The sequence below is a fragment of the Rhodococcus sp. T9N genome (assembly GCF_024436645.1).
GTDB lineage: Bacteria > Actinomycetota > Actinomycetes > Mycobacteriales > Mycobacteriaceae > Rhodococcus_F > Rhodococcus_F qingshengii.
The window spans coordinates 65,128-92,108 of sequence record NZ_JAMSKS010000013.1; the positions used below are offsets into that span (position 1 = coordinate 65,128).

General features: G+C 63.6%; 29 protein-coding genes. 10 read left to right on the forward strand and 19 right to left on the reverse strand.

The window, feature by feature from the left end:
• The first annotated feature begins 126 nt into the window (after nt 1–126).
• Complete coding sequence (locus tag M1L53_RS20735; protein ID WP_007726787.1) at nt 127–1,068, forward strand: DUF808 domain-containing protein; 942 nt, start codon at nt 127–129, stop codon at nt 1,066–1,068.
• On the opposite strand, the gene M1L53_RS20740 is transcribed toward M1L53_RS20735, so the two are convergent.
• A complete protein-coding gene (locus M1L53_RS20740; RefSeq protein WP_054187139.1) occupies nt 1,065–2,018 on the reverse strand; it encodes a YafY family protein in 954 nt (317 codons plus the stop codon). The two genes, M1L53_RS20735 and M1L53_RS20740, sit on opposite strands and share 4 nt — an antisense overlap.
• Nucleotides 2,019–2,082: 64 nt before the next feature.
• Between M1L53_RS20740 and M1L53_RS20745 the strand changes: the two genes are divergently transcribed.
• On the forward strand, nt 2,083–2,547 hold the full coding sequence (locus M1L53_RS20745; protein ID WP_054187145.1) for a pyridoxamine 5'-phosphate oxidase family protein: 465 nt from the start codon (nt 2,083–2,085) through the stop codon (nt 2,545–2,547).
• Here the strand turns inward: M1L53_RS20745 and M1L53_RS20750 are convergent.
• The 3 genes from M1L53_RS20750 to M1L53_RS20760 all read right to left on the reverse strand — a co-directional run bounded on the left by M1L53_RS20750 (nt 2,537) and on the right by M1L53_RS20760 (nt 5,106).
• Nucleotides 2,537–3,466 carry a cation diffusion facilitator family transporter gene (locus M1L53_RS20750; RefSeq protein ID WP_054187138.1) on the reverse strand — a complete coding sequence of 310 codons (930 nt, stop codon included), beginning with the start codon at nt 3,464–3,466 and terminating at the stop codon, nt 2,537–2,539. The genes M1L53_RS20745 and M1L53_RS20750 overlap by 11 nt on opposite strands.
• A 91-nt stretch (nt 3,467–3,557) precedes the next feature.
• A complete protein-coding gene (locus tag M1L53_RS20755; protein WP_003944297.1) occupies nt 3,558–4,703 on the reverse strand; it encodes an aromatic acid exporter family protein in 1,146 nt (381 codons plus the stop codon).
• A complete protein-coding gene (locus M1L53_RS20760; protein WP_042452165.1) occupies nt 4,690–5,106 on the reverse strand; it encodes a DUF3151 domain-containing protein in 417 nt (138 codons plus the stop codon). Before M1L53_RS20760 ends, M1L53_RS20755 begins: the two co-directional genes overlap by 14 nt.
• A gap of 125 nt (nt 5,107–5,231) precedes the next feature.
• Between M1L53_RS20760 and M1L53_RS20765 the strand changes: the two genes are divergently transcribed.
• Nucleotides 5,232–6,086, forward strand: a complete 855-nt coding sequence (locus tag M1L53_RS20765) for a nuclear transport factor 2 family protein (protein WP_054187137.1) — start codon at nt 5,232–5,234, stop codon at nt 6,084–6,086.
• Between the two features lie 79 nt (nt 6,087–6,165).
• On the opposite strand, the gene fbaA is transcribed toward M1L53_RS20765, so the two are convergent.
• Nucleotides 6,166–7,203, reverse strand: coding sequence for a class II fructose-bisphosphate aldolase (fbaA, locus tag M1L53_RS20770; RefSeq protein WP_007726777.1), 1,038 nt, complete (start codon nt 7,201–7,203; stop codon nt 6,166–6,168).
• A 181-nt stretch (nt 7,204–7,384) separates the two neighbouring features.
• On the opposite strand from fbaA, the gene M1L53_RS20775 reads away from it, so the two are divergent.
• Both M1L53_RS20775 and M1L53_RS20780 read left to right on the forward strand, forming a co-directional pair.
• Complete coding sequence (locus tag M1L53_RS20775; RefSeq protein ID WP_003944390.1) at nt 7,385–8,122, forward strand: VTT domain-containing protein; 738 nt, start codon at nt 7,385–7,387, stop codon at nt 8,120–8,122.
• Nucleotides 8,123–8,151: 29 nt separating this feature from the next.
• A complete protein-coding gene (locus tag M1L53_RS20780) occupies nt 8,152–8,814 on the forward strand; it encodes a DedA family protein (RefSeq protein WP_003944306.1) in 663 nt (220 codons plus the stop codon).
• 11 nt (nt 8,815–8,825) lie between these two features.
• On the opposite strand, the gene M1L53_RS20785 is transcribed toward M1L53_RS20780, so the two are convergent.
• Both M1L53_RS20785 and M1L53_RS20790 read right to left on the reverse strand, forming a co-directional pair.
• The gene (locus M1L53_RS20785; RefSeq protein ID WP_054187136.1) at nt 8,826–9,953 is read right to left on the reverse strand and encodes a GTP-binding protein; all 1,128 of its coding nucleotides are present in this window, start codon (nt 9,951–9,953) and stop codon (nt 8,826–8,828) included.
• Between the two features lie 44 nt (nt 9,954–9,997).
• Nucleotides 9,998–11,350 (reverse strand): LLM class flavin-dependent oxidoreductase, encoded by a 1,353-nt coding sequence (locus M1L53_RS20790; protein WP_007726771.1) that lies wholly within the window; start codon nt 11,348–11,350, stop codon nt 9,998–10,000.
• A gap of 91 nt (nt 11,351–11,441) precedes the next feature.
• On the opposite strand from M1L53_RS20790, the gene M1L53_RS20795 reads away from it, so the two are divergent.
• Entirely contained in the window at nt 11,442–12,440 is a 999-nt protein-coding gene (locus M1L53_RS20795) for a GNAT family N-acetyltransferase (protein WP_232319004.1), read from the forward strand.
• Here the strand turns inward: M1L53_RS20795 and M1L53_RS20800 are convergent.
• From M1L53_RS20800 to M1L53_RS20820, 5 genes are all read right to left on the reverse strand, one after another.
• Entirely contained in the window at nt 12,403–13,110 is a 708-nt protein-coding gene (locus tag M1L53_RS20800; protein WP_054187134.1) for an alpha/beta fold hydrolase, read from the reverse strand. The genes M1L53_RS20795 and M1L53_RS20800 overlap by 38 nt on opposite strands.
• Before the next feature lie 11 nt (nt 13,111–13,121).
• Nucleotides 13,122–14,243, reverse strand: coding sequence for a glycoside hydrolase family 76 protein (locus M1L53_RS20805; RefSeq protein ID WP_003944321.1), 1,122 nt, complete (start codon nt 14,241–14,243; stop codon nt 13,122–13,124).
• 57 nt (nt 14,244–14,300) lie between these two features.
• Nucleotides 14,301–14,993, reverse strand: coding sequence for a TrmH family RNA methyltransferase (locus tag M1L53_RS20810; RefSeq protein ID WP_042452183.1), 693 nt, complete (start codon nt 14,991–14,993; stop codon nt 14,301–14,303).
• Nucleotides 14,993–15,592 (reverse strand): DUF6636 domain-containing protein, encoded by a 600-nt coding sequence (locus M1L53_RS20815; protein ID WP_003944380.1) that lies wholly within the window; start codon nt 15,590–15,592, stop codon nt 14,993–14,995. Before M1L53_RS20815 ends, M1L53_RS20810 begins: the two co-directional genes overlap by 1 nt.
• Nucleotides 15,593–15,659: 67 nt before the next feature.
• Complete coding sequence (locus tag M1L53_RS20820) at nt 15,660–16,442, reverse strand: SDR family oxidoreductase (RefSeq protein ID WP_054187133.1); 783 nt, start codon at nt 16,440–16,442, stop codon at nt 15,660–15,662.
• A gap of 34 nt (nt 16,443–16,476) precedes the next feature.
• Between M1L53_RS20820 and M1L53_RS20825 the strand changes: the two genes are divergently transcribed.
• The gene (locus M1L53_RS20825; RefSeq protein WP_007726759.1) at nt 16,477–16,920 is read left to right on the forward strand and encodes a hypothetical protein; all 444 of its coding nucleotides are present in this window, start codon (nt 16,477–16,479) and stop codon (nt 16,918–16,920) included.
• Between the two features lie 4 nt (nt 16,921–16,924).
• On the opposite strand, the gene M1L53_RS20830 is transcribed toward M1L53_RS20825, so the two are convergent.
• Together M1L53_RS20830 and M1L53_RS20835 are read right to left on the reverse strand one after the other, a co-directional pair.
• A complete protein-coding gene (locus M1L53_RS20830) occupies nt 16,925–17,638 on the reverse strand; it encodes a lysoplasmalogenase (protein WP_007726757.1) in 714 nt (237 codons plus the stop codon).
• Between the two features lie 49 nt (nt 17,639–17,687).
• Nucleotides 17,688–18,368, reverse strand: coding sequence for a 1-acyl-sn-glycerol-3-phosphate acyltransferase (locus M1L53_RS20835; protein WP_003944312.1), 681 nt, complete (start codon nt 18,366–18,368; stop codon nt 17,688–17,690).
• Nucleotides 18,369–18,431: 63 nt separating this feature from the next.
• On the opposite strand from M1L53_RS20835, the gene M1L53_RS20840 reads away from it, so the two are divergent.
• Genes M1L53_RS20840 through M1L53_RS20850 form a run of 3 tightly spaced genes read left to right on the forward strand, consistent with a single transcriptional unit; the run spans nt 18,432 to nt 20,752 of the window.
• Nucleotides 18,432–18,995, forward strand: coding sequence for a TetR/AcrR family transcriptional regulator (locus M1L53_RS20840; protein WP_054187132.1), 564 nt, complete (start codon nt 18,432–18,434; stop codon nt 18,993–18,995).
• A gap of 33 nt (nt 18,996–19,028) precedes the next feature.
• The gene (locus M1L53_RS20845) at nt 19,029–19,472 is read left to right on the forward strand and encodes a MarR family winged helix-turn-helix transcriptional regulator (protein ID WP_003944339.1); all 444 of its coding nucleotides are present in this window, start codon (nt 19,029–19,031) and stop codon (nt 19,470–19,472) included.
• A gap of 23 nt (nt 19,473–19,495) precedes the next feature.
• Nucleotides 19,496–20,752, forward strand: coding sequence for an MFS transporter (locus tag M1L53_RS20850; protein ID WP_047269490.1), 1,257 nt, complete (start codon nt 19,496–19,498; stop codon nt 20,750–20,752).
• Between the two features lie 51 nt (nt 20,753–20,803).
• Here M1L53_RS20850 and pyrE read toward each other — a convergent pair whose 3' ends face one another.
• The 5 genes from pyrE to clpB all read right to left on the reverse strand — a co-directional run bounded on the left by pyrE (nt 20,804) and on the right by clpB (nt 26,915).
• On the reverse strand, nt 20,804–21,337 hold the full coding sequence (gene pyrE, locus M1L53_RS20855) for an orotate phosphoribosyltransferase (protein ID WP_003944385.1): 534 nt from the start codon (nt 21,335–21,337) through the stop codon (nt 20,804–20,806).
• 74 nt (nt 21,338–21,411) lie between these two features.
• On the reverse strand, nt 21,412–22,212 hold the full coding sequence (locus M1L53_RS20860) for an SDR family oxidoreductase (protein WP_037131478.1): 801 nt from the start codon (nt 22,210–22,212) through the stop codon (nt 21,412–21,414).
• A gap of 46 nt (nt 22,213–22,258) precedes the next feature.
• Nucleotides 22,259–23,146: a hypothetical protein gene (locus M1L53_RS20865; RefSeq protein WP_054187144.1), complete on the reverse strand. Its 888-nt coding sequence runs from the start codon at nt 23,144–23,146 to the stop codon at nt 22,259–22,261.
• An 86-nt stretch (nt 23,147–23,232) separates the two neighbouring features.
• Complete coding sequence (locus M1L53_RS20870; RefSeq protein WP_042452195.1) at nt 23,233–24,204, reverse strand: hypothetical protein; 972 nt, start codon at nt 24,202–24,204, stop codon at nt 23,233–23,235.
• A gap of 158 nt (nt 24,205–24,362) precedes the next feature.
• A complete protein-coding gene (clpB, locus tag M1L53_RS20875; RefSeq protein WP_007726750.1) occupies nt 24,363–26,915 on the reverse strand; it encodes an ATP-dependent chaperone ClpB in 2,553 nt (850 codons plus the stop codon).
• Nucleotides 26,916–26,981 lie beyond the last annotated feature (66 nt).

Here is a 26,981-nt window from a genome sequence, read left to right on the forward strand (position 1 = left end):
GGTATCGTTCCAGGTGACCCTGACCTCACCTACGACGATCATGGATAGAGACCTCGTGCGATCAAGTAACTGCGTCACCGGTTCGGTCCGGCCACCTTTTTCCACTGATTCCACTGGAGGTCTGTGATGGCCGGCGGACTCTTCGCCCTGCTCGACGACGTCGCAGCCCTGGCTCGCATGGCTGCCGCCTCGATCGACGACGTTGCCGCCGCAACCGGTAAGGCGACCGCCAAAGCGGCCGGCGTGGTGATCGACGACGCAGCCGTCACGCCGCAGTACGTCCGTGGGCTCGCAGCCGAACGCGAGTTGCCCATCATCAAGCGCATCGCCATCGGATCGCTGCGCAACAAGCTGCTGATCATCCTTCCGATCGCTCTGCTGCTGAGTCAGTTCCTCCCCTGGCTGCTGACGCCACTGTTGATGGTCGGCGGCTGTTACCTCAGCTACGAAGCGGTTCACAAGATCTGGGGTGCAATCTTCGGCCACGGTGACCACCACGAGGCCGCTGACGAGCATCCTCGCGACGAAGAAGCAGTGGTTTCGGGCGCCGTCCGCACCGACCTGATCCTGTCCGCCGAGATCATGGTGATCGCACTCAACACCATCGCAGGCGAAGGCTTCTGGAGCCGATTGGTGATCCTTGCCGTCGTGGCGGTCGTCATCACCGTGGTCGTCTACGGCGTCGTCGGACTGATCGTGAAGATGGACGACATCGGATTGAAGATCGCCGAGACGTCGTCTGGCTTCACCCACAAGGTCGGCCGAGGCCTCGTTCGCGGCATGCCTCACGTGATGTCAGTGCTCTCGGTCGTGGGTACCGCCGCGATGCTGTGGGTCGGTGGCCACATCCTGTTGGTCGGCATCGACGAACTGGGCTTCCACCCGCTCTACGACGCCGTTCATCACGGCGAAGAAGCAGTCAGTGACATCGCTGGAGTCGGTGGCGTGCTGGCGTGGATCGTCAACACACTTGCCTCGGCAGCACTGGGCCTGGTGGTTGGCGCCGTTATCGTCGCCGCTCAACTGGGTATCACCCGCATGCTCGCAAAGCGTTCTGCGACGGCTTAGCTGTCGTGCCCGTGGCGGAGCACCATCTGCTCCGCCACGGTGCGTATCCCTTCACGCAAAGACGAGGGTTCGAGCACCTCGACGTCGGCTCCCAGCCCGATCAGCTGCGAGAGCGCGACAGCTTCGCTCTCGAGTTTCAGCTCGGCACTGACCCATCCGTCGTTGTCCTCTGGCCCCACTTCGACTGCAGCGGCAAGCTCGCCCACCACATCGGGGAGCCGGCGCCTGCCCTCTGGTGTCAATCGCACGCGACACTCGAAGCGAAGCAGCGACCGGTCGAACTCGGCCATCGACGCTGCCCACCACGACGGCAGGTCGAAATCCGCCGGGCGGGCGAACGAATCATCCTCTACGACGGCGTTTTTGATGCGGCCGACCCGGAACGAGAGCGTACGTCCGTTCAAACCTGCCACGAGATACCAAATTCCGGCTTTGATGACCAGACCCAGCGGTTCGACCGTCCGCTCGCGATCGCGATAGGCGAAGCGCAGTCGACGCGAGTCCAGCACAGCGGATGTGACGATCGGAAGCGCAGAGATGTCGTCGACGCCGCCGAACCAACCCGGAACGTCCACGAGAATGCGGTCCTGCCACAACCGTGCGCTCTCGCGCAGCGGACCGGGCAGGGAGCGGAGCAGTTTGGCCCCCGCCGAACCGGCGGCGTCTGATCGTCCGAGATCTGCAGCGATGGACGGCACACCCAACAGCATGAGTGCGGACGTCTCGTCGTCCGTCATGCCGGACAACTTGGACTGCCATCCGTCGAGCAGACGGATGCCACCACCGGGGCCGCTCTCGGTCCAGATCGGCACACCGGCAGCCGACAACGAGGCCACGTCGCGGTAGATCGTCCGCACTGACACACCGAACTCGTCGGCCAACTGCTCGGCGACGACGCCGCGACTCCCCTGCAAACGCAGCATGAGTTGGAGTAACCGCGCGGATCTCATGGACCGAACATTACCGAGAATCACTGACAGAAGTTGTCAGGAATAGGGGTGCACAATGACCGTCATGGTCACCTGGAAGCAGTTCTCCGAAGAAGTACCCGCTCTTGCCGACGCGGTCCTAGCGCGGTTCAAAGCCCACAAGCATCACGTCCTCGCAACGCTGCGCAAGGACGGCTCACCACGGGTCAGCGGCACCGAAGTCGAAATCCTCGACGGGCGTCTGGTGCTCGGTTCGATGTTCGGCGCACTCAAGGCGAAGGATCTCATCCGTGACGGGCGCTACGCCCTCCACAGCAATCCCGGCGAGCACACCATGGAGGGCGGTGACGCGAAGATCGCCGGAATCGCACGCGAGGTGACCGGCGACGAGTTCGAAGCCGTGCTCGCAAGCTACACCTACGAGGTTCCGAAACCCCTGCACCTCTTTGTGCTCGACATCGATGAGGTGGTGCACACGACGGTCGACGACGAGCACATGTACGTCGATCTCTGGAAGCCGGGCAAGGAGATCACCCGCTTCACCAAGTGACGTTCTTCTCGCAATGCTCGCCGTTGGCGCACGATTCCACCTGAACGGTGGCGTGGGAAAGACCGTGACTCTCGAGGACGGTGCGCGCGGATTCCAGAACGTTCGACGAATTCGCGTCACTGGTCAGGTGGACCGTCGCGACATCCATGCCGGTGGTGAGCGTCCAGACGTGTAGGTCGTGAACACCCACCACGCTCGGCAGCGCCGCCAGGTCGGCCTCGACCGCTTCGACGTCGACGTCGGCCGGCGACGCCTGCGTCAGAATGCGCAGCGATGCTGCGGCCAGTTTGATCGCACGCGGCACCACCCACAGCGAGATGAGAACACCGACGACGACGTCTGCCCACGTCCAGTTGAACAGCAGGACAAGGCCACCGGCGATCAGAACGCCGACGCTACCGACGGCGTCGGCAAGCACTTCGAGGTAGGCACCACGCACGGCCAGGCTGTCCTTGGAATCGCCGCGCAGCATCAGCATCACGACGATGTTCGCGGCCAGGCCGGCGGCCGCCGTGATGATCAGGGCGCCGCCCGGGATCTCGGGTTCGTTACCGATGCGGCCGATTGCCTCGTAGAAGACCCAGGCGGCGACGGCCAGCAGCATCACCGCATTGGCCATGGCGGTCAGCACTTCGGCGCGGTGCCAACCGAAGGTCCTGGCAGCGGTGGTGCTGCCCCTCTTCGCGAGCAGCAGCGCCGTCAGTCCCATGGCCATACCCACCACGTCTGTGAGCATGTGACCGGCGTCGGCAAGCAGAGCCAACGAGTTGATCAGGATGCCGACCGTGGCCTCGAGTACGAGGAACGCAACGAGGATCGCAAGCGCGATCGCCATTTTTCTGATGCGTTGCGGTGACGGTCCTACGCCGACCGAATCTGCTGCCGAGTGGCCATGTGAATGACCGTGCCCTGCTCCCATTTGTCCTGTTCCCTCCCAAGTCCTTCTCAGAGCATATGCATACATTCGCATACATACAATGAGTTGCTCAGTGAGCGGGAAACGGCAGAGGTCAGTGATCCGGCTCGTAGGCGGGATGAGGCACGGTGGGCGGCAGAGTTGCGATCGACGAGATTCGCTTCATGCCCGCGACCTGCAACAGGTCGACGACCAGCGATCGAATCTGGGCGAACACCACCGTCGAGGACAAGCCCGCATTCTCCACTATCGCCGGTTTCAGTTCCTTCGCGACCGAGCGCAGGACGCGCGCTGCTTCGGCCTGATCAGGCTGCTCCCCCGGCTCCGCCAGGATCATGTCCTCGAGAACTTCGACGGCTTTCGACAAGCGCTCGACCTGAGCCACCAGGCGCGGATCGAGGATCTCGTCGTCCCTGACCAACGTCAACGAACGACGCGCGAGCACTCGAATGTTGCGCATCGCGTTGTCGATGGGATCGGCTGTCGCCATGAGCCTTTCGAGGCGAGGCCGACTGTTCCAGTACAGCGGGGAGATTCGGCTGATCTCCCTCCCGCCGAGAAGGTTACTGCGCAACCCGTCGATGGCACCCTGAGTTGCGCGCGCCTTCTGCAGTGCCTTCACGATCGGGTCCGGGTCATTCGCGACGAGGCCGTCTGCCACCAATTGCAGTACCTCGGAAGCGGTTCCGAGGATCGATGCAGCATCCTTGCGCGCCCGTCGTACCGGGTGGGTGGGGATGATCGCGACCACCGCGATACCCACCAGACCACCGACAAGGGCATCGATCATGCGATCGGGACCGCCGCTGCCGCCCGGCGGGATCAGCGTCGCCACCAGCACAGCCGAGTTTCCCGCCTGCATGGAGAAGATCGGCCCGCTGTTGAGAAGCACCGCGACGGACATCGCCAGCACGACAACCAAACTGATCTGCCACGGTCCACTCCCGATACCGGAGATGATCAGATCACCGATTCCGATACCGACCGTGACTCCCGCAACCAACTCGAACGAGCGTCGTAGTCGTGCACCCAACGACAGACCGAGCGAGACCACAGCGGCAATCGGCGCGAAGAACGGCGCGTGGTGCCCGATCACCGTGGTGGCAACCCACCACGCCAATCCGGCCGCCAAGGCGCATTGAATGATCGGTAGCGCCGACGTCTGAAGCCGACGCACCGATTTGCGAGCCCGGTCCTTGATGCCGGCCCGGCTCGGACGGAAACTGCTAACCGAGGCCAAGCGCTTCGGCGGCGTTGGGATCGCAGTCTTCGAGCAGATCGAGGCAACGCGCATACTCGTCGGCTTCACCGATCGTCTTCGCGGCCTTGGCCAGGACTGCGACGCAACGCAGGAAACCACGGTTCGGTTCATGGCTGTACGGCACGGGACCGAAACCCTTCCAACCGTTGCGACGCAGTTGGTCGAGTCCGCGGTGGTATCCGGTACGCGCGTAGGCGTAGGCCGTGATGGTTTCGCCCTTGTCCAGGGCAGCCTCGGCCAGGTAGGCCCACGCAATGGAGGCAGTGGGGTGGTCGGCCGCCACCTGGGCCGGATCAGCGTGGTTGAGCAGTGCCGATTCCGCGTCGTCGTCGCCGGGAAGCAGAGTGGGCTTGGGTCCGAGCAGGTCACCGAATTGGGTCATGCGCTCATTGTGCCCGCTACGCCTTTCTGCCACAGGACCGCCTCGCCGACGGTCGGAGTTATGCAGGCTACATACCGGTCGTTACCCTGACATGGTCATTGCTGCATAAGACCGAAGGGTTACCCGTGCCGGACTCGAAAGACGACAACTCGAAAAAGAGCGCAGCACCGAAGGGTGCGCCCGAGAAGTCGGCCCCGACCGAACCTGCGACTGTGGCGATCCAGAAGACAGACAAGGCCTCGAAAGCGGACGGCGACGCCAAAGCTGCCAGCGCACCAACCGTCGCGATCCCCAAGGCAACTCAGGCACCCACAGCAGCACCGACACCCCAGCCCAAGCCGGAGCCCGCCACCGTCGCGATTCCGAAAGCCACGCAGCCGACACCACCACCCCGGCAGGCTCCGACCCCACCACCACCGCAGCGCGCTGCGCCTCAACCGCAGCAGCGCGCCGCGCCTCAACGTGTGGGTGTCGCAGCGACCCCACCGCCGGCTCAGCCGATGCCGACTCGCATCGAGCCCGCCGCGCCGGAGAAGACCAAGCGCAGCGGCAAGGGCTGGTACATCGCGGCAGCAGCGGCCGGCGTCGCCGTCCTCGCGGCGATCGGCGTCGCCGTATTCGTCTCGTCCAACAGCGGTAGCGGTGAAAGCTCACCCGAAGCTCAGGTCCAGACCGCCATCTCGACGTACGTCGACGCTCTGCAGACCGGCGATCTGGCAACGCTGCGAACGTCGACCTGTGGGGCGTTGGGCGAGTACTACCGCACCATTCCCGACGCAGCGTTCGCGCAGGTCCACGACAATGCCGTCGCGCAGAAGACGATCCCGCAGGTCGGAGCCGTCGACGCGGTGCGCATCACCGACGACACCGCGATCGCTCAGGTCCAGGCGAGTTTGCCGAGCACGGGCGAGCAGTCGTGGCGCACGTTCGACCTCGAGCGCCAGGACGGCACGTGGAAGGTCTGCGATCCCAGCAAGTAGGTACCTGAACAGAAAATGCGCGCCGGCGAGAATTTCGCCGGCGCGCATTTTGTTCTGTGAAGCGCAGTTGTGAAACCGATCAGCCTGCCGACACCGAGCGTCCGGCCGACTTCAGGTCGTTGCACGCCTCGACGACGCGAGCCGTCATGCCGGCTTCGGCCTTCTTGAGGTAGCTGCGCGGGTCGTATGCCTTCTTGTTTCCGACCTCGCCGTCGACCTTGAGGACGCCGTCGTAGTTGGTGAAGAAGTGTCCGGCGATCGGACGGGAGAACGCGTACTGGGTGTCGGTGTCGACGTTCATCTTGACGACGCCGAAGTTCAGCGAGTCCTCGATCTCCGACTTCAACGATCCCGATCCACCGTGGAAGACGAAGTCGAAGGGCTGCGAACCGGAAGCCAGGCCGAGCTTGGCAGCGGCGACCTTCTGGCCCTCTTCGAGAACCTCGGGCTTGAGCTTGACGTTGCCCGGCTTGTAGACGCCGTGGACGTTGCCGAAGGTGGCGGCAAGGAGGTACTTGCCCTGTTCGCCGATGCCCAGAGCATCGACCGTCTTCTCGAAGTCTTCGCTCGAGGTGTAGAGCTTGTCGTTGATCTCGGCTTCGACGCCGTCTTCTTCACCGCCGACGACACCGATCTCGACCTCGAGGATGATGCGTGCAGCCTTCGAGAGGGCGAGCAGTTCCTTGGCGATGGCCAGGTTCTCGTCGATCGGGATAGCCGAGCCGTCCCACATGTGCGACTGGAACAGCGGGTTACGACCGGCGTCGACGCGCTCCTGCGAGATCGCGAGCAGCGGACGCACGTAGGTGTCCAGCTTGTCCTTCGGGCAGTGATCGGTGTGCAGCGCGATGGTGACGTCGTACTTTGCCGCGATCACGTGTGCGAACTCGGCGAGCGCAACAGCGCCGGTGACCATGTCCTTGACGCCCAAACCGGAACCGAACTCGGCGCCGCCCGTCGAGAACTGGATGATGCCGTCACTGCCGGCGTCCGCGAAGCCCTTGATGGCTGCGTTGATGGATTCGGAGCCGACACAGTTGATGGCGGGGAAGGCAAAGGAATGCTCCTTGGCCCGACCAAGCATCTCGGCATAGACCTCGGGAGTTGCGATAGGCACGGCGGGAGTCCTCCATATAAGTGTCGTTCGGAGCGCTCGGCGATGTGAAAGCGCTTCGTGTGGTCCTAGCAGTATGGCAAGTCCGACTCGTCACGTCTCTTTGCGGTCTCGGCCCGCCGCCACCGACGCGATGACCTGCGGTGGTGGGAAACACTCAGATTCGGCCGGTACTCTGGCCACCGTGAATGTGCAGGCAGCAACTGAATCCGTGACGAACCTGGCCTTGCTGCCCGGCTTCCTCGATCCCGTGAACCTCTTGAATTCCTTCGGAACGTGGGTTCTGGTGGGATTGCTTCTGGTGGTCTTCATCGAATCAGGCCTGCTGTTTCCGCTCTTGCCCGGCGATTCGCTCCTCTTCACCGCAGGGCTGATCGCGGCGTCCAAGTCCACCGAGATCGAACCGTTCGCGCCACTGTGGGTGCTCCTGGTGACGATTCCGATCGCCGCGATTCTGGGTGACCAAGTCGGGTTCTACATCGGCGCCAAGGGCGGAACTGCCCTGTTCAAGACGGACGACGCGCGGTTCTTCAAGAAGAAGTACATCGACGAGTCACACGCCTTCTTCGAAAAGCACGGCCCGATCACCATTATCCTGGCTCGGTTCGTGCCGATCGTGCGTACTTTTGCTCCGGTTGTCGCCGGCGCGTCGAAGATGAAGTACTCACTGTTCCTGACGTACAACATCGTCGGCGGCATCCTGTGGGGTGCCGGCGTGACTTTGCTCGGCTACCTCCTGGGGCAGATCGAATTCATCCGCGACAATGTCGACTACATCTTCATCTTGATCGTCCTGGTGTCGGTTCTGCCGATCGTCTTCGAAATCGGGAAGCGAATTCTGGCGTCGAGACGTGGTGAAACGGCGAATACTTCCACTACGGACAATTCGACGGTGACAGTCCCCGAAGACCCCACCCCCTGATTGCAGAACGAGGCGAAGAACTGACGACGATGACGCTCGCATCCGGCAGTTTCTCCCCGCTCGAGACTGCCGGGCCTCTGTTGGTCTGGATCATCGTCGTCACGTTCGTCTTCATCGAGTGCGCGATCATCCTCGGGTTGTTTCTCCCCGGTGATTCGCTTCTGATCACAGCCGGAATCGTTCTTGCCGGCCACGAATCCGGCGCGGGCCACGTGTGGGCGTTGTCTGTCGGTGCGATGATCGCGGCCATTGCCGGCAACCAGGTCGGGTACGTCATCGGCCACCGGACCGGCAATCACATCAAAGCCCGTAAGGGCGGCAAGTACTTCACCGAGAAGAACCTGCACCGCGTGAACATCCTGTTGGAAAAACACGGGTTCTGGGCGGTCCTGATTGCTCGCTGGGTTCCGTGGGTGCGCACCCTGTGCCCGATGGTCGCGGGCGCAGCCAAGATGAACCACACGCGCTACACCATCGCGAGCACCATCGGCGCGATCATCTGGGCGCCCGTGCTCCTGCTACTCGGTTTCTACGGTGGCTCGTTCCTCGATCGCGTGCCGTGGTTGCTGCCCGCCGTGCTGATCGTGATGATGGTCAGCTTGGTCATCGGTACTGCGCTGGGAATCTGGCAGTACCGCAAGGAGATGGCCCGACCGGCCGAAGACGTCGAGGTCGAAGAAGTCCTCGACTAGAAGCTGACTGCTCAGTGCAGGTGGCCCTGGTCCCACGCCGGCAGCGGGTCCTCGTAGCGAGTCCATGCCCGCGGCCCTTCGCGTAGTTCGTCATCGGTCAGCAGAGCCGGATCGAGGATTCGTGACGGCGCCGCCGGGTCCAGTTTCACTCCGATGAACACGATCTCCTGCCCTGGCACCTCCGCCGCCGACGCCCACAGTTGAGCCGGTTCGATGACGAGGTTGGGGCCTGCCTGCGACCAGATCGCGGCGAACTCGGGCCGACTGGCGATCCAGCAGAAGCCTTTGCTTCGCAAGAGTCCCGCGAACTGACCGAGCGCAGCCTCGAGTCGCGCCGGATGAAAGGGTCGCGAGGCTCGATACGTGACGCTGCGTATTCCGTATTCCTCGGTTTCCGGGGTGTGCCCGCCGGCCAGCTCCTCGTCCCAACCGGGTACTTGCGCAGCCAGTTCCGGGTTGTAGAGACCGGTTTCGAGGACGCGATCGAGGGTGACTTTTCCGTGGTCGGTCCGAATCAGCTGAGCAGTGGGGTTGAGCCTTCGAAGCGTCGCCTCGACGGTTCCCGCCGCCCGCGGGCTCACCAGGTCGGTTTTGTTCAGCAAGATGACGTCGGCGAACTCCACCTGATCGACCAGGAGATCGGAGATGCTGCGTCCGTCCCCCTCCCCTGCTTCGAGGTTGCGCTCGTCCAGTCGTTCGCCTTTTGCCAGTTCGCCGAGGAAGGTCGACGCGTCCACCACGGTCACCATGGTGTCGAGCTTCGCGAGCGAGCCGAGGCTGAATCCGTCCTCGAATTCCCAGTCGAAGGTGGCCGCCACCGGCATCGGTTCGGAGATGCCGGTGGACTCGATCACCAACTGATCGAATCGCCCCTCTCGGGCCAGGGCGCCGACGGCGTCGATCAGATCCTCACGCAGCGTGCAGCAGATGCATCCGTTGGTCAGCTCGACCAACTTCTCTTCCGTGCGGTCGAGATGACCCTGGCCCGCGACGAGGGCCGCGTCGATGTTGATCTCGCTCATGTCGTTGACGATGACGGCGACCCTCCGGCCATCGCGATTGGCGAGAATGTGGTTGAGGAGTGTGGTCTTGCCTGCGCCCAGAAATCCGGACAGCACGGTTACCGGTAGCTGCTTCATTCCTTAATGGTAACCATTGTCATTATCGACAACAGCGGGCGGGCCTACTGCACTGCAGAGGCACTACCCGAGAACTGGCTCTCGGGCCTCGGCAAACCGAAATGATCACGAAGGGTCGTACCCGTGTATTCAGTCCGGAAAAGACCGCGATCCTGCAGGATCGGGACCACACGCTCGGTGAAGATCTCGAGCCCACCCGGGTAGTACGGCGGCATGACGTTGAAGCCGTCAGCAGCACCGCTGGTGAACCATTCCTCGATCGTGTCAGCTACTTGCTCGGCGGTTCCGGCAAACACCCGGTGCCCGCGCGCACCCGCCAATCGATGAAGGAGGCCACGAACCGTCGGACGCTCGCGCTCGACGATGCCGGCGATCACCTGCAATCTACTTTGCTTGTTGTCGGTGACATCACCTGCCGCCGCGAACAATTCGACGGGAACCGGTGCATCCAGTTCCAGATTCCGAACATCGGTCCCGGTGAGTGCACCGAGTTGCGCGAGCCCGTACTCCGGCGAAGTCAACTCGTTGAATTCTCGCTCGAGCGCCTTGGCTTGTTCCTCGGTGTCACCGATGAACGGGCTGATTCCCGGCAGAATCTTGACATGATCGGGGTTGCGCCCGAACTGCGCAGCCCTCGACTTGATGTCGGTGTAGAACGCCTGCGCATCGGAAAGTCTCTGGTGCGCTGTGAAAATCGCCTCCGCGTACTGACCGGCAAACGCGCGACCGTCGTTGGACGCACCGGCCTGCACCAGCACCGGGTATCCCTGCGGAGTTCGCGGTGCGTTGAACGGTCCCCGCACCCGCAGATGCCGGCCGACGTAGTTGATCTCGTGAATCTTGTTTCTGTCCGCGTAGATTCCGTTCTCCCGGTCCAGACTGATCGCGTCGTCCTCCCAGCTGTCCCACAACCGCACCACCGCGTCGACGAATTCCCGTGCGCGCGAATACCGGTCCCCGTGATCCGGGTGCTTGGCCAGCCCGAAGTTGGCTGCCGCCAGATCCGTACCCGTGGTGACGATGTTCCACCCCGCGCGTCCGTTCGAGATGTGGTCGAGCGAGGCGAACAGCCGAGCCAGGTTGTACGGCTCGTAGTACGTGGTCGACGCCGTCGCGATCAATCCGATTCGCTCGGTCGCCACTGCAATGGCCGTCAACAAGGTGATCGGCTCCAATGTCCCTGCGGGACCGTGCTCGACGTCGCTGCGCAACGCGGGACCGTCGGCGAAGAAGATTCCGTCGAACTTCGCCGCCTCAGCAGTGCGAGCGATCTCCTGGAAATACGTGACGTCGAACAGACGTTCCGGGGTTGTCCACGGATGACGCCACGCCGCTTCGTGATGACCGGCGGGGTGGATGAACGCGTTGAGGCTCAGTTGGCGCGGAGAATCAGACATGCCTGAATGCTGGCAACTGCCGCCGCAGTCCGACAGGGTTAGGGTTCGCGTGATTCCAACTCAGGGTGGGCAGGTCGGTATCGTCACATGGGTGAGCCGCGTAGTTGTAGCCGAGTTCGTACCGTCCGGAGCGACAGCAACTGTTCTTCATCAGTGGTGTGAGGTGTTCGCCGAAGGCCAACGTCACCTGTCCGGGACTGCGCCGACAGCGACCGCGCTGATGGAAATGATCGAGGCCGAGGACAATTCGGCCGATGTACGGCGTTGGATTGCACGCGACGCCGGCACCGACGAGGTCCTCGGCATCGCCCAGGCACGACGCAACTCGGCCGAAGCCGATCTCGCAGAGTTTCGGATGTACGTGACACCCCACGCGCAGCGACAAGGGGTGGGACGAGCGCTTGCCGAACTCGTCGAGATCGACATCGCCGGGTTCGGCGTGCGAAGAATCAGAGTGACGGCGCTCGTCGGAAGCGCAGCCGAGCATTTCCTGCGATCGTTCGACGGTCACCGCGTGTTGCTTCGGTTGGCCAACCAGGTCCAGCACCTCAGTGCTCCCACCGCACACAGCGCTCGCCCCGGCTATCGAATCGTCAGTTGGCGCAACCGAACCCCGGACGAGCTGATCCACTCCTTCTCGGAGGCTTTGAATCGACTCCTCGACGCGCCGGGCGCTGAACTGCAGGTGCCCGAACGTAATTGGGGAGCCGACGAGGTCAGATCGTGGGAACAGAAGATGACGGGTGGCTCTCAAGTACTCCTGGTGTGCTGCGCGGTCGACGACAGCGTCGGCGAAGTAGCCGCAGCGACAGTGGTGACGGTGGACGAACATGACAGCACCCACGCATCGCAGCACGACACCGTGGTACTTCCCCAGCACCGCGGGCACGGTCTCGCTCAGTGGGTCAAGGAGCAACAAGCGTCTGTATTGGCAACTGAATTTCCCTCCCTGCGAAAGATTTACACAACGGTGAACGCGGAGAATCACCCGATGCTGACCGTCAATCGGAGCCTGGGATACCAGACCGTCGCGGAGCGGATCCTGGTGGAAATCAGGAGAGCCGAGAGTGCGCCGCACAAGCCTCGGTGACGATCTTCCTCCACAGGAGCGGGTGAGACTGCCAGAAGTTGTGCGCGACACCGTCGACGACCTCGAAACTACCGTTAGGCACGAGTTCGGCCAGTTGCTGCAACGGCCACGACGGGCGAATGTCGTCGGCCGCCGCGAGAAATGTCATGGGCACTGGTGAGTCGGCCAACTGCCGAAACAGCTGTGGTTCATGGATCCATTCGATGAACGATTCTTGAAGCGATTGCCAGACAACAGGTTCCCAAGGTATCTGCGGGTCCGGCTCGATTCCCGCTTCGTACTGCTTCGACCATGTCCGGTCCTTGTGGAGGCCGTGCCCAGCGATGCCGACGACGCCGGACACCGATTCCGGACAGTCGAGTGCGTACCGCACCGCCAAGTCGGATCCCCACGAGTGCCCCAGCACGACCCAGCTGTCGATCTCGAACGTGCGTCGGACGAGTTCGAGGTCCGCAACGGCCTGCGCCATCGTATGAGCGCCGCCACCGGACCGGCCGACTCCGCGTGGCTCAGGGCACCACGCGCGCATTCCTTCCGGAACCAGCTCGTCGTGAGCAAGATAGTGAACGCATCCCGGGCCGCCGGAGAGAACCAGAACGTCCGCCCCTGCCCCACCGACATCGACGTGAAGACGTACGCCGTCCGTGTCGACCACGTGCCGGGATTCCATGAGGAAAAAGCCTAACGCTTACGCGGGTATCCAGCCGCCGAGACGACAAAGGCCGCCTCCATGAGCATCCACCCACCCACCTGCACCGAGAGGTCTCGCTCGGGCACGCTCGACGAGCGCACCGTTCCGGCGGCGAAGGTGGCGATGTCGCCGGACAGACTCGGCAACTGAGCATCCTTGGTCCAGTCGTGCCCGAACAGCGGCAGGCCTTCGATCTGCAGTCTGTTGTTCCAGGCAGCTTCCGCGGAGGAGAGAACGATCTGCGCTGCGAGTTCGCGCGCTCGCAGGTCCTCGTGAGTCTCCCAGGACAGGTTCACCACCACGAACGCGAGGTAGCGAGCCAGGATTGCGTTGAACAGTCCGCCGTCGCCTCCGCCACCGCCCGTGATAACTCCGTACTCGGTCATGCCGTCGTACACCGCGTCGACGAGTTTGTGGACTCGCTCGCGGTGGCGCGGTTCGCCCAATCGCGTCGACAACTCGGTTTCCAACCCCAGCGTGACGCCTTGACAGTACGAGTAGATCGCGCGCTCGAGGGTGCCGTCGCGGCGGATACCGTCGAAGATCAGTCCGGAGTCCGGATCCCGCAGCGTCTCGTCGATCCAGTCGGCCGTTGCCTGCGCACGCCAGAGTTTTCCGGTGCGCGCCAGCATGATTCCGGCGGGTCCGTTTGCCGGTGTGTTGTAGAAATCGGAGCCTTTGCACCACGGAATACCGCCGCCGTCGGCCGGGGACCACGAATCGAAGAGCTGCGATTCGAGCGCCTGGACCGCGGTCCGGTGATCGACCGAGAACATGCGTTGAGCACGTTCGAGCGAGAGGCCCAGCCACGCCATGTCGTCGTAATAGTTGTTGGTCCACGCCGAGACGTTGCGGACCCGCACACTGCGGGCAACCTTCGCCACCCGGCGACGACGCTTGGGCGTCGGGTCACGTTCGAGCGCGTCGATTGCAGTGTCGAGCAGGTGTGCTTGCCACCAGTAGTGCCACGGCTTGAACATCCGCTCGCGCCGAACAGCAGGCCAGGCAACCACGCCGAGTGCTGTCCGGGGCATTCCCCACAGGCGCCGAAGGTGACGACTGACTATCGCGCCCTCAGCCGCATCGGCCCGCTCTGCCCACACTTCCTGCATAACTACCTATCCTGTCTGGTCGAGGCGCTACACGCTAGCCGGAATTCGCGAGCGAGATCAGCGGGAATCGGCGAGATCGGCATGCTCACGTACCCACGCGTGCATCGCGATGCCGGCCGCGACACCGGCGTTGATGCTGCGAGTCGAACCGAATTGTGCGATCGAGACCGTCATGGACGCAACCTCTTTCGCATGATCGGTCACTCCGGGGCCTTCTTGACCGAACAGCAGGATGCACTCCCGCGGCAGGCTTGCCGTTTCCAGCGGCACCGACCCCGGGGTGTTGTCGACGGCCACGATCGTGAGTGAATTCTCACGGGCGTACTCGACGAGTTCGCCGATGTCTGCATGGTGAACGATGTGTTGGTATCGATCGGTCACCATGGCGCCCCGCCGATTCCAGCGCCGACGCCCCACGATGTGGACCGCGGCCGCGGCAAACGCGTTGGCCGTGCGGACCACCGTGCCGATGTTGGCGTCGTGCGCGAAGTTCTCGATGGCGACATGCATCGTGTGACGGCGCGAGTCGATATCCGCGACTATCGCTTCCCGCGTCCAGTACCGATACTCGTCCAAGACGTTTCGACGATCACCCTCGGCCAGAAGTACCGGGTCGTAGCGCTCGTCGGTCGGCGGTTCCGTGTCGTGCTCCTCGGCCCAGGGTCCGACGCCGTTGGGATTCTCGCCCCACTCGGTGGGTCCCGGTTCACCGGCTCCGCCGGACACGTCGTCGGCTGCGACTTCGGTCATCAGAACACCTCGTTGGAATCTGCAGCCACGGTGAAGCCGTGCGTGGTCTGATCGTTGACACACGAGACGTCTGTCGCGGTGGTCGTACAGGTGAAACCCAGTTTGCTCAGCGGTTGACCGGCCGCCAACACCGGATCGGCGTCGGGGCCGCCAGAGGTGTACACCTCTCCGCCCGAACACATGAAAGCACCCTCACCCTCGTCGGTGACGCGAATACCGTTGCCCCAGTTGACCATGCAGCTCTCCGGCCGCGGCGGAACGGGAGTGGTCGTTCCCTCGCACCCGGCTTCGATTCTGGTGGGCAACTTGATGATGCCGCACTGGAAGTTTCCGTCGGGAGTGGTGAAGTAGTACGACTCGTTGCGCTCGAACTGCACGTCCGTGAGTGTCGTCGTCGGTGGCAGCGTCGTGGTCGGTGGTTCGGTGGTCGTGGGGACGACGGGCGCGACGGTGGTGGTTGTCGTCGGCACTGCGGTAGTGGTGGACGAACTGGGCTGCGCCGCTACGGTCGGCGCTGAATCCGCCTCCCCGCTGCACCCTGCGAGCACGAGCGCCGACCCGACGCCCAACAAGACGAACCCCACCCGAACACGAACCACCCGACTACCTCCACACACGTCATCTTGGCCCAGCAACAGCCGACAGTGCACTCTATCGTGTGGTCGACTAAGTGCTGGTGACGCGCTTGTTCATCAGCCGTGAGAGCCACGCGGGCGAGAAGCGCGACGCGCTGAGGAAGAGCTTCGCCTGAGTTCCGACCGGGTAGTGAACCTTGTGCATCCGTCCGGCGCCGCGTGTGGCCGCCCACAGTTCCTGCGCGACGTCGGTTGCAGTCAGCTTGATACCCAACGATCTGGTGGCTCCGGTGTCCATTCCAGTGACCATCGCGGTCTGGACGAACAACGGCCAGAGCGCGAGAACACGGATGTCGTGCTGTGCCCATTCCAGATCGAGCGCCTCGGTCAGGCCGCGGATCGCGAACTTGGTTGCACCGTACGTCGCCAGTTCGGGCTGGCCGTAGATCGCCGAAGCGGAGCACAGATTGACCACCTGAGCGCCGACGGTATCGCGAAGGTACGGGAAAGCCGTGTGCGTGCCGTTGAGGGTGCCGGTGATGTTGATGTCGACCATTCGGCGATGCGCCGCAAGAGAAATATCCTCGAACCGTCCCGAGGAGAGCACGCCCGCATTGTTGATCAGGATGTCCAGACGCCCGGACTCCCCGGCAAAATCGGCCAGACACTGCGCCCATCCCGCCGGATCGGTGACATCCAGGACACCCGTCACGACACTGCCGCCGAAACCGTCGATCTCGGCCTTCAAGGAGGCAAGGCCGGCGTCGTCGATGTCGAACGCGCCGACGCGGTATCTGTTGCGCGCGAACAACAGCGACGTCTCCCGCCCGATTCCAGCCGCAGCACCGGTGATGAAGACGTTCGGTTCGCTCATCCGGTCAGGCTATCCTGGATGTGGAGGAAATCTGATGAATCACCGTCGCGTCGTACACACCGTGTGTTTCATCGCGGTGGGGTATCTGATCGTGCTCGCCGTGTGGCTCGGATGGCTGGTCGAGCACACTCCGCCTGGCACGCTGCCCTATCAGATCGGCGGGCTGCTCGCCGCTTTCGGCTCGGTTCTCGGATTCGGAATGGCATGGGCCAACCGCCCGACCCGCGCCGAGCGCAAACTCGAAAAGCACGGCCTCGAAGGGTGGGCACGAATCGACACCGTCACACCCCTGCGCCGAACCGTCGACGGCGAATTGGCCAAGCTCGCACTCCACCTCACGGTTCCAGGTTCCGATTCGTACTCGGGCCGGATCGAGTACGAGATCCGACCCGAGTACAAAGACAAGATCACTCCCGGATCCACGGTCACCGTCATGGTGGACCCGAAGAACCGAGACCGAATCATGCTGTGCCCGTGAAAGACTAGACGCTCTTCTTGCGCCCCAGCGCCAACATGCCCTCCACCAGCATCAGCTGCGCTCCCGCGTACGACGCCAGGATCACACCCTCGGCAGCAGCGCGGCCGGCGGTCCCGCGGATGAACAGACGACGCACCACGATCAGTCCGTCGGATGCGGTGAAGAGCACTCCGCCCAATCCGAGCCAGGAGCGTCGATCCTTGTTCGGGACGACCACGTCGAGCACGGCCTTGGACTGCGGTGCCAGAGCGGGGTCCGCCGACAACGTCGAGGTGGTTCCCAACATCAATCCGTATCCGGTGAGCGGCGTCGACACGCTCGGGGCCTTGGCACGGAGCAGTCCGGACGCCGTCGACCAACCGCTGATGCGGGGCCGCAGGGCAGCGCGGGTCGGCCGAGCGCCGCGCCGCAGCAGGAGCGCCGAGTAACTGGCCTGCATCACCGCGAACGAGGACGCGCCCTTGATCAGACGAGCATCGTTGTCCGGGTCGATCATGAACACGTCGCCGACAGTTGCAGCGGCGAGACCGGCCAGAAGCAGTGCGGTATCGGCAGTTTCCGTCTCCGAGCGCTTGCGCAGCACTCGGGCGGCCAGAGCGGGTGCGATCAACGGCTTCGCGATCTGCTGAACCCGCTCGTTACCGACTACTGCCCCGACCACTGTCGCTGCCGTCGCCGCCGCAAAAACTGCGTGCTCGATGCCCCACTTGCCCGCCATCACAATCCTCCTGTTGGTTACACGTCCAACAGCGACCGTACTGTGTCACTCAGGCGGCATCGCCGGATTTGACGTCCGCGCCGTAGACATCGACGTATTCCTGCCCCGACTGGTCACAGAGCACTGCCATCAATTCGTCCGTCGCCGCACGCACGACAGCCTGGTAGCCACGAAGTTCGCGGTACCGAGAGAAGTCGATCGGCTCCCCTACCGTGATCCGGACCTTGCTGAAGCGCCACATCCGCGTACCCGGCGGGTTGACTGCGTCGCCGCCGTGTACGACGACGGGAATGACCGGCGCCCCGGTTTCCAAGGCGACTCGAATCGCTCCGGTCTTTCCCTTGTACAGGCAACCGTCGGGTGATCGTGTTCCCTCGGGGTAGATCCCCCAGACACCACCCTTGTCGAGAATCCCGATGGCCGTGTCCAACGCCGCACGGGAGGCGTCGGCGCCGCTACGGTCGATCGGCACCTGACCGGCCCCACCGAAGAACCAGCGCTGCATCGCGCCCTTCACACCGGTCCCGGTGAAATATTCACTCTTCGCGACGAAGGTGATGCGTCGGCGCACCATGAGAACCAGGAAGAACGAGTCGACGACTGCCCGATGGTTGCCGGCGAGAATCACCGGCCCTTTCTTGGGGATGTGGTGCTGACCCTCGATCGTCGGCCGCCCGAACAGCCAGAGGACCGGGCCGATCAGGACGTATTTGAACAGCCAATAGAGCACAGGGCATCACCTTTTCCGTCTAGTAGACAGTGTCTACGACGAGAATAGTAGACACTGTCTTCCATGACTGTCAGCAGCCTTCGCGAAACACTCGTCGCCACCGGCGTCGAGATTCTCGATGCCGACGGCGCCACAGAACTGACGCTACGGGAGATAGCGCGTCGGGCGGGCGTGTCGCACGGCGCCCCGCGGAGATACTTTCCGACCCACAACAGCCTGCTAGCCGCAATTGCCTCATACGGCCTGCGCGATCTCGCCGACAGACTCGATCCCGTCCTCGCCGGCAAACAACCCGCTCGTAGCCGATTGATCTCGGCAGCAATCGAATACGTGTCATTCGCCCAGGAGCGACCGGCGATGTTCGAGTTGATGTTTCGCCACGACCTCCTCGAGGGCGCAGGCAGCAACCTCCGAGAGTCTTCACTCCCGCTCTTCGCCGCCCTGCAATCCCTGACCGAAGAGGCCGACGCCTCCGATCCCACCACATCTGCGTTGAACATCTGGACCGGAACCCACGGCATCGCAGTGCTGGCGGCAAATCGAAGCCTCGCACTCGTCGCACCCGACCTCGATGTGCCGTCGCTGGTAGCCACCGCCGTGACGGACCACCTTCCACGGACTCGTTGATTTACATAGTTAACCTATGCAATAATATTCTTCGTGACAGACGAAGAACAGCAACTGCACGAACTACTCGTCGACCTCGTGAGCAATACGCACCGCTTCGCGAAGCTGGCAGGCTCCTTCGCGTCCGATCAGTACCCACGCGCCTGGCTGCGCGCACTCTCGTTACTCGAGGAATACGGCGAAATGCGGATCAGCGACTTCGCTCGACTCGACAGAAGCTCGCAGCCCTCTGCCACTGCACTACTGCGCAAACTCGGCGAGAACGGTTACGTCGAACGCCGCGCCGACCCCGAAGACGCCCGGGCAGTTCGAGTGGCCATGACGGACAAGGGCCGAAAGATCTTGAACGACGGTCGAAACGAGATCGCCGACGCTCTAGTCCCCCACTTCGTCGAACTCGGGCCCGAGCAGATCAAGAAACTGGCCGACGGATTGGCCGAATTGCGTTCCATCATCAAGACTTCCGATCCCAGCTGAAACACCCACCACTGAAAAAGGAGGTGGCCGTGAGCAACACGACCGCGACATCAACGCACCAGAACGAGGCTCCGCCGAGCCTCCTGAAACAACCGAAAGCGGTGTGGGCGGTAGCCTTTGCCAGCGTCATCGCCTTCATGGGCATCGGATTGGTCGATCCGATCCTCAAACCGATCGGCGAACAACTCGACGCCACACCGTCGCAGGTTTCGCTGCTGTTCACCAGCTACATGCTCGTCACCGGCGTGGCCATGCTCATCACCGGTGTGGTGTCCAGCCGCATCGGCGCCAAGAAAACACTTCTTGCAGGCCTTGCTATCATCATCGTGTTCGCTTCTCTGGCAGGCGCTTCCAGCACCATCGGCCAGATCGTCGGATTCCGTGCGGGCTGGGGACTCGGCAATGCACTGTTCATCGCAACGGCGCTCGCGGCAATCGTCGGCGCGGCCAGCGGCGGCGTGGCACGGGCGATCATCCTGTACGAGGCTGCACTGGGCATCGGTATCGCAGTCGGACCGCTGGTCGGCGGAGTTCTCGGTGACATCAGCTGGCGCGCACCGTTCTTCGGCGTCGCAGCCCTGATGGCGGTCGCCTTCATTCTCATCGTCGTGATGCTTCCGAGCGCACCCAAGCCCGAACACCACACATCCATCGCTGCGCCCTTCCAGGCGTTGCGGCACCGCGGGCTACTCACCGTTGCCATCACCGCGCTGCTCTACAACTACGGATTCTTCACGCTGCTCGCGTACACGCCGTTCCCCCTCGACATGGGGGCGTACCCGATCGGATTCATCTTCTTCGGTTGGGGCCTGATGCTGGCGATCTCGTCGGTTTTCCTCGCCCCTCGCCTGCAACGACGCTTCGGCACCCTGCGGATGATGATGCTGGCACTGACCCTGTTCGCACTCGACCTGGGCATGATGGCGCTGTTCACCGAGAACAAGATCGTATTGATCGTCGGTGTCGTCCTCGCCGGTTTGTTCCTCGGCGTGAACAACACACTCATCACCGAAACCGTCATGATCTCAGCTCCCGTGGAGCGGTCGACCGCCTCGGCTGCTTACAGCTTCGTTCGATTCGTCGGCGGCGCCGCTGCTCCGTGGGTAGCCGGCAAGCTCGGCGAATCCAACGTCCACATGCCGTTCTGGGTCGGCGCGGTGCTCACCCTCGCCGCCGTATTCGTCCTGTCGAGCGGACGTAAGGTTCTCGCTCACGTCGACGACCACGATCCCGCGCCGCACAGCGTCGACGAAGCACTCGCCGTCACCGTAGGCGACTGACCCCTGTGAGTGGTTGAGGAGTGCAGGGACTCCTTAACCACTCACGGGGCGTCAGCTCAGGTTCAGATCTTCCAGGCCCAGCAGCGAGCGGTACTCGACGCCCTCGGCACCGATCACCGCATCCGCACCCGTCGCGCGATCGACGACCGTAGCGACTCCGACCACGGTGGCCCCTGCCTCGCGCAGGGCCTTCACTGCTGTCAACGGCGAATTGCCCGTCGTGGTCGTGTCCTCGACAACCAGGACACGCTTGCCGACGATGTCCGGGCCCTCGATCTGGCGCTGCATCCCGTGGGCCTTCGCGGCCTTGCGGACGACAAACGCATCGATCGGTCGGCCGGGAGCGTGCATCACTGCCATAGCGACCGGATCGGCGCCCATCGTCAAACCGCCGACGGCGTCGAAATCCCAGTCCGCGACCAGTTCACGCAGCAGCGAGCCGATCAGCGGCGCTGCCTTGTGGTGAAGTGTCGCGCGGCGAAGGTCGACGTAGTAATCGGCTTCCTTGCCCGAGGACAACGTCACCTTTCCGTGTACAACAGCCAATTCGCGCACCAGCGCAGCCAAATCCTCACGATCGCTCATGAGTGCTCAGCCTACCGACCACTGCCTTGTGTTCGGCTTCTGCCTCTGGGCTACGTCCGGCTTCCGCCTCTGGGCTACGTCCGCCCGCGGCCACGTCCGACGATGTTGGTCAGCCGGCGAACCAGCCCCTTGGGAACGAGACGCCCGGCCGTCGTGAGGACCTTGTACTGGAATCCCGGAATACTGATGACCTTGTCGTCACCGAGATCCTTCATCGACGCCGCAACCACCTGGTCGACGCTCAGCCACATCGGCTTGGGGATCGTGGACATCTCGATGCCCGCGCGCTCGTGGAACTCGGTGCGAATGAAGCCCGGGCACAGCGCCTGCACGCGCACTCCCGTCCCGGCCAACCCGCCGGACAGCCCTTCGGTGAACGAGATGACATAGGCCTTGCTTGCCGAATACGTCGAACCCCGCCCGGACAGCAGGCCCGCGACGCTCGCCACGTTGACAATCGTTCCGTGCGCCGACGCGATCATGCTGGGCAGCGCCGCACGGGTCAGCCGCATCACGGCGGTGACGTTGACGTCGAGTTGAGACTGAAGAAGCGCCGGATCGGCGGTCCAGAACTCGCCGGAGGTACCGAATCCGGCGTTGTTCACCAACACCTCGACGCCCTTCTCCAAACGAAGCGCGACCGTGTCGCGTCCGGCCTCCGATGCGAGATCGGCAACCAGAATCTCCGACTCGGTGCCGAACATCGTCTTCAACTCGGACGCGAGGTCGTGCAATCTGACCTCGTCACGTGCGACGAGAACCAGGTCGTATCCGAGGGAGGCGTATTTCTTGGCGAAACCGGCGCCGAGACCAGAGGTGGGTCCGGTCACCAGGGCAACGGGACGCACAGGGCGATCCGAGTGGGAAGTCGACATACCGGCCACGCTAGTGGTTATCGCGCCTGGACGGGAACCTTAAAGGTCAGTCGACCGGGCGAATTGTGCCCGAGCGCTGCGACGCCGGGCGCTGAGCCGGCTTGTCAGCCGCCTCGGGCTTGCGCAGCGGTTGATCCGGACGTGGCGCAGATTCCCGCGGTGCGGGCTCACGCGGTGCGGACTCACGCGGGGCAAATTCACGCGGCGGAGCGTCACGGGGCGGCTGCTCTTGACGCGAACGGGGCTGTTCTACCGGATCCGGAGTTGGGCGAGACTTCTCGGCGCCCGGCCGCGGGCGGCTCGGATCGTGATCGACCTCGAGTTCGTTGGGATCGGTGACGGGAGGCAGGACATGCAGAATGCCGGACAGGCGCGCAACCGACTCGATTGCCGCGTCCCAGTCCCGGCCGTTACTGGTCACCGGAAGCGAACCGAGCGTCCACTGCCCTTCGCTCCACAGCATGCTGATCGACGGCGGAACCGATTCGGTGAACGCCACCATGCGCTGATCACAGACACGACGTGCGATCTCGAGATCGGTCGCGAAGACGACTCGTGAACCGATCGCACCCAACAGGTTCAGGTCGCCGTCCTTGGGCGGAGCCGTCGACTTCAACCGAAGATCGATGTCGACGTCCGACCCGATCTCGCGGCGAACAGCCACGATGGTTGCGGTCTCCTCCAGGTCGAACAGCACGAACTGCTCTCCGCGACGGCGGCCGCGGACGACGTCGGTAGCAGTGAGATAGTCCTGCTTGGCCATGACCGCGCGGTGCCATTCGCCTGCCAGCTGATCGTCAGTGGCCGTGTACGTGTAACCCTGCGCCTTGGCCCAGATCTGACGCACTCGCCCGGATTGATCTCGCCTCGTCCTGTCGACGTACAGAAGCGCACCCGCGCCTGCGAGTGCAATTGCTGCCAGTCCGAACCACATTCCAGTCATCACCCTCCAGGGTAGCGACTCGCGGCCTCAACCTCCCGCGACACCCTGGTGGACTCGCCCGATGTGTCGTGAACGACTCAGTTGCCGAACTTCGGCAGCGACGTACTCAGAATCGTGTTGGCGGTCATCGTGCCGTTCTCCACCGGCGTTCCGTCGACGACGATGTTGTCTCCCGGTTGCAGATCGGCGATGGTGGCGCGGTTGAGCGCGATGAGCGTGGTGTCCGCGGTGGTCAGAATCGTCACCTGCGAACCCCCGATCGAATCGATGACCAACGTGCCGCCGTCGTTCGACTTCACGGTGCCGACGGCTCCCCCGGCGTCACCGATGACTTCGCCGAGCCCGCCTGGAAGCTGGCTGAGCGGAGAATCCGTCGTCGGAGTCGGCGCCGTGGTGCTGGCCTTCGGCGGTGTCGTGGTCGGCGCCTGCGTCGTGGTGGTCGGGGGAACGAAAGCGGTCTGGGTGCCCTTGTCGTTCGAGCCGAACGCCGAGAACGCGATGATCGCGATCACGGCGACCAGGATCCCGACCACACCGGCGGCCACCCACGTCGCGAGCTTGCGCTTCTTACCGCCGCCCGACGATCCATCGTCGATGAACGGCTGTTCCGGCGGAACTCCACCGCCACCACCGGCAACCGGATACTGCTGTGTATTTCCGTACTGCTGCGTGTTCCCGTACTGATCCGGGTTCCCGTACTGCTGAGCGGTGTACGGCGGATAGGCCTGCGTCGCACCAGGCGGCGGCGCCTGCGGATCGAACTGCGGGTTGTAGGCAGGGAACGCCTGAGTGGGATTCGGCTGCTGCCCCTGCTGCCCCAAGTACTCCGTGTTCTGATCCGGTCCGCCGTAGGGATACTGCTGTGCCCCCGGATACTGCTGTGCCCCCGGCTGCTGACCGAAATACTCCGTCGGCTGGTTCGGATTCTGGCCGGACACCGTCCCGTACTGCTCCGTCGGCTGGTCGGGCGTACGCCCCCACACCTCGGTCGCCTCGGGATCCTCACGGCGCGGCCCACCCGAGTTACGCGGATCGTTCTGATCGGTCATGCCTGGCTCACCTTCGGTTGGGACGAAAGAGCGTCGAAGTCGTTCGGAGAGGCGCGGGTGCAATCGTCCCCGGTTCGAGCATCCAGCCATCCAGGGTAGAACAAAATGCGAATGCCCCGCCGATCCAAGTGGCTCGACGGGGCATTCCGCTTACCGAATCAGGAGAGAACCAACTGATCCGCGTCCTCGCTGACACCGACGTGTACGGTGTCGCCGTCCTGGACCTTGCCGGCCAGGAGCAGCTTGGCGAGCTGGTCGCCGATCGACTGCTGAACGAGTCGACGCAATGGCCGAGCGCCGTACAGCGGGTCGTAGCCGCGCACTGCGAGCCACATCCGAGCCGCACCGTTCACCTCGAGGGTGAGACGACGCGCAGCCAGACGCTTCTGCAACTGCTCGAGCTGGATGTCCACGATGTGCTCCAACTGCTCCTCGGAGAGCGAGTCGAAGATGACCACGTCGTCGAGACGGTTGATGAACTCCGGCTTGAACGCGTGGCGTACCGCATCCATGACCTGCTCCCGCGTGCCACCGGATCCCAGGTTGGAGGTCAGGATCAAGATGGTGTTGCGGAAGTCCACCGTGCGGCCTTGACCGTCGGTCAGTCGGCCTTCGTCGAGTACTGCGAGCAAGACGTCGAACACGTCGGGGTGTGCCTTCTCGACCTCGTCGAAGAGGACCACCGAGTACGGGCGTCGTCGAACTGCTTCGGTGAGCTGGCCACCGGCTTCGTAGCCGACGTATCCCGGAGGAGCACCGACGAGTCGGGCCACCGAGTGCTTCTCACCGTATTCGCTCATGTCGATGCGGATCATCGCGCGCTCGTCGTCGAAGAGGAAGTCCGCCAAGGCTTTGGCGAGCTCCGTCTTGCCGACGCCGGTCGGGCCGAGGAACAGGAACGAACCGGTGGGCCGATTGGGGTCGGCGACACCTGCTCGGGCGCGGCGAACCGCATCCGAGACGGCGACGACGGCGTCGGTCTGGCCGACGACACGCTTGCCGAGTTCGGACTCCATGCGGAGCAGCTTCTCGGTTTCGCCTTCCATCATCCGGCCGGCGGGGATTCCGGTCCAGGCTGCGACCACGTCTGCGACGTCGTCGGGCCCGACCTCTTCCTTGAGCATCACGTCACCGTCGGAGGCAGCTCCGGAAGCGGCTGCTGCCTCTTCCAGTTCCTTCTCGAGCGCCGGGATACGGCCGTAGCGCAACTCGGCTGCCTTGCCCAGATCGCCGTCACGCTCAGCGCGTTCGGACTCTCCTCGCAGGGTTTCGAGCTGTTCCTTCAGCACGCGCACCGAGTCGATGGCCTGCTTTTCGTTCTGCCAGCGGGTGCTGAGCTGATTGAGCTTTTCGCGGTCGTCCGCGAGTTCCTGACGCAGCTTCTCGAGCCGCGCCTTGGACGCGTCGTCGGTTTCCTTCTCGAGTGCCACTTCTTCGATTTCGAGTCGGCGAACCGTGCGTTCCACCTCGTCGATCTCGACGGGACGCGAGTCGATCTCCATACGAAGTCGCGATGCGGCTTCGTCCACGAGGTCGATGGCCTTGTCCGGCAGGAACCGCGACGTGATGTAGCGGTCCGACAGCGCGGCAGCCGCCACCAACGCGGAGTCGGTGATGCGCACGCCGTGGTGCACCTCGTAGCGCTCCTTGAGGCCGCGCAGGATACCGATGGTGTCCTCGACCGAGGGCTCACCGACGAGCACCTGCTGGAAACGACGCTCGAGTGCTGCGTCCTTCTCGATGTACTTGCGGTACTCCTCGAGTGTGGTCGCACCGACCAGCCGCAGCTCACCACGGGCGAGCATCGGCTTGATCATGTTGCCTGCGTCCATCGCGGATTCACCGGTGGCTCCGGCGCCGACGATGGTGTGCAACTCGTCGATGAAGGTGATGACCTGTCCGGCACTGTTCTTGATGTCGTCGAGGACAGCCTTGAGGCGTTCTTCGAATTCACCGCGGAACTTGGCACCGGCGACCATGGACCCGAGATCCAGGGACACGACGGTCTTGCCTCGCAGCGATTCCGGGACGTCACCCGCGACGATGCGTTGGGCAAGGCCCTCCACGATCGCGGTCTTGCCGACGCCGGGCTCACCGATGAGTACCGGGTTGTTCTTGGTACGACGCGAGAGCACCTGCACGACACGGCGAATCTCGGTGTCGCGACCGATCACCGGGTCGAGCTTGCCGCTACGTGCAGCTTCGGTGAGGTCGGTGGAGTACTTTTCCAGCGCTTGGTAGGTGCCTTCGGGCTCCGGGCTGGTGACGCGAGCGCTACCGCGGACGGTGGTGAAGGCTTCACGCAATGCGTCCTGGGTGGCGCCGTGCCGTACGAGCAACTGTGCGACGTCGGAGTCGCCGCCGGCCAGTCCGTAGAGGACGTGCTCGGTGGAGACGTATTCGTCGTCCATCTCGGTGGCGAGGTGCTGAGCAGCAGTGAGTGCCGCGAGTGCCTCACGCCCGAGTTGCGGGGTGGAGCTTGCGCCGGTTGTCTTGGGCAGGCGATCGACGATTGCCTGTGCTTCACGGTGTACGACCGTGGGGTCGACGCCTACAGCTTTGAGTAGTGGGGCAGCGATGCCGTCGGTCTGGTCGAGCAATGCGACCAGCAGATGGGCAGGCCGGATATCGGGGTTACCCGCCGACGACGCCGACTGCAGTGCAGCCGTCATCGCAGCCTGGGTCTTGGTTGTTGGTGTGAACGAGTCCACTTGTCACCTTTCTGGCGAAGTCGAACGGGAAGAGCCGCGACCGGTTGGTATTGCGACTGTGTCAAT

Bases quoted from the DNA above. Each gene is read 5' to 3' on its own strand.
- M1L53_RS20735 (WP_007726787.1), top strand. From the start codon at position 127: ATGGCCGGCGGACTCTTCGCCCTGCTCGACGACGTCGCAGCCCTGGCT.
- M1L53_RS20740 (WP_054187139.1), bottom strand. From the start codon at position 2,018: ATGAGATCCGCGCGGTTACTCCAACTCATGCTGCGTTTGCAGGGGAGT.
- M1L53_RS20745 (WP_054187145.1), top strand. From the start codon at position 2,083: ATGGTCACCTGGAAGCAGTTCTCCGAAGAAGTACCCGCTCTTGCCGAC.
- M1L53_RS20750 (WP_054187138.1), bottom strand. From the start codon at position 3,466: ATGGGAGCAGGGCACGGTCATTCACATGGCCACTCGGCAGCAGATTCG.
- M1L53_RS20760 (WP_042452165.1), bottom strand. From the start codon at position 5,106: ATGACCCAATTCGGTGACCTGCTCGGACCCAAGCCCACTCTGCTTCCC.
- M1L53_RS20780 (WP_003944306.1), top strand. From the start codon at position 8,152: ATGACGCTCGCATCCGGCAGTTTCTCCCCGCTCGAGACTGCCGGGCCT.
- M1L53_RS20785 (WP_054187136.1), bottom strand. From the start codon at position 9,953: ATGAAGCAGCTACCGGTAACCGTGCTGTCCGGATTTCTGGGCGCAGGC.
- M1L53_RS20790 (WP_007726771.1), bottom strand. From the start codon at position 11,350: ATGTCTGATTCTCCGCGCCAACTGAGCCTCAACGCGTTCATCCACCCC.
- M1L53_RS20800 (WP_054187134.1), bottom strand. From the start codon at position 13,110: ATGGAATCCCGGCACGTGGTCGACACGGACGGCGTACGTCTTCACGTC.
- M1L53_RS20805 (WP_003944321.1), bottom strand. From the start codon at position 14,243: ATGCAGGAAGTGTGGGCAGAGCGGGCCGATGCGGCTGAGGGCGCGATA.
- M1L53_RS20810 (WP_042452183.1), bottom strand. From the start codon at position 14,993: ATGACCGAAGTCGCAGCCGACGACGTGTCCGGCGGAGCCGGTGAACCG.
- M1L53_RS20820 (WP_054187133.1), bottom strand. From the start codon at position 16,442: ATGAGCGAACCGAACGTCTTCATCACCGGTGCTGCGGCTGGAATCGGG.
- M1L53_RS20825 (WP_007726759.1), top strand. From the start codon at position 16,477: ATGAATCACCGTCGCGTCGTACACACCGTGTGTTTCATCGCGGTGGGG.
- M1L53_RS20830 (WP_007726757.1), bottom strand. From the start codon at position 17,638: ATGGCGGGCAAGTGGGGCATCGAGCACGCAGTTTTTGCGGCGGCGACG.
- M1L53_RS20840 (WP_054187132.1), top strand. From the start codon at position 18,432: ATGACTGTCAGCAGCCTTCGCGAAACACTCGTCGCCACCGGCGTCGAG.
- pyrE (WP_003944385.1), bottom strand. From the start codon at position 21,337: ATGAGCGATCGTGAGGATTTGGCTGCGCTGGTGCGCGAATTGGCTGTT.
- M1L53_RS20860 (WP_037131478.1), bottom strand. From the start codon at position 22,212: ATGTCGACTTCCCACTCGGATCGCCCTGTGCGTCCCGTTGCCCTGGTG.
- M1L53_RS20865 (WP_054187144.1), bottom strand. From the start codon at position 23,146: ATGTGGTTCGGACTGGCAGCAATTGCACTCGCAGGCGCGGGTGCGCTT.
- M1L53_RS20870 (WP_042452195.1), bottom strand. From the start codon at position 24,204: ATGACCGATCAGAACGATCCGCGTAACTCGGGTGGGCCGCGCCGTGAG.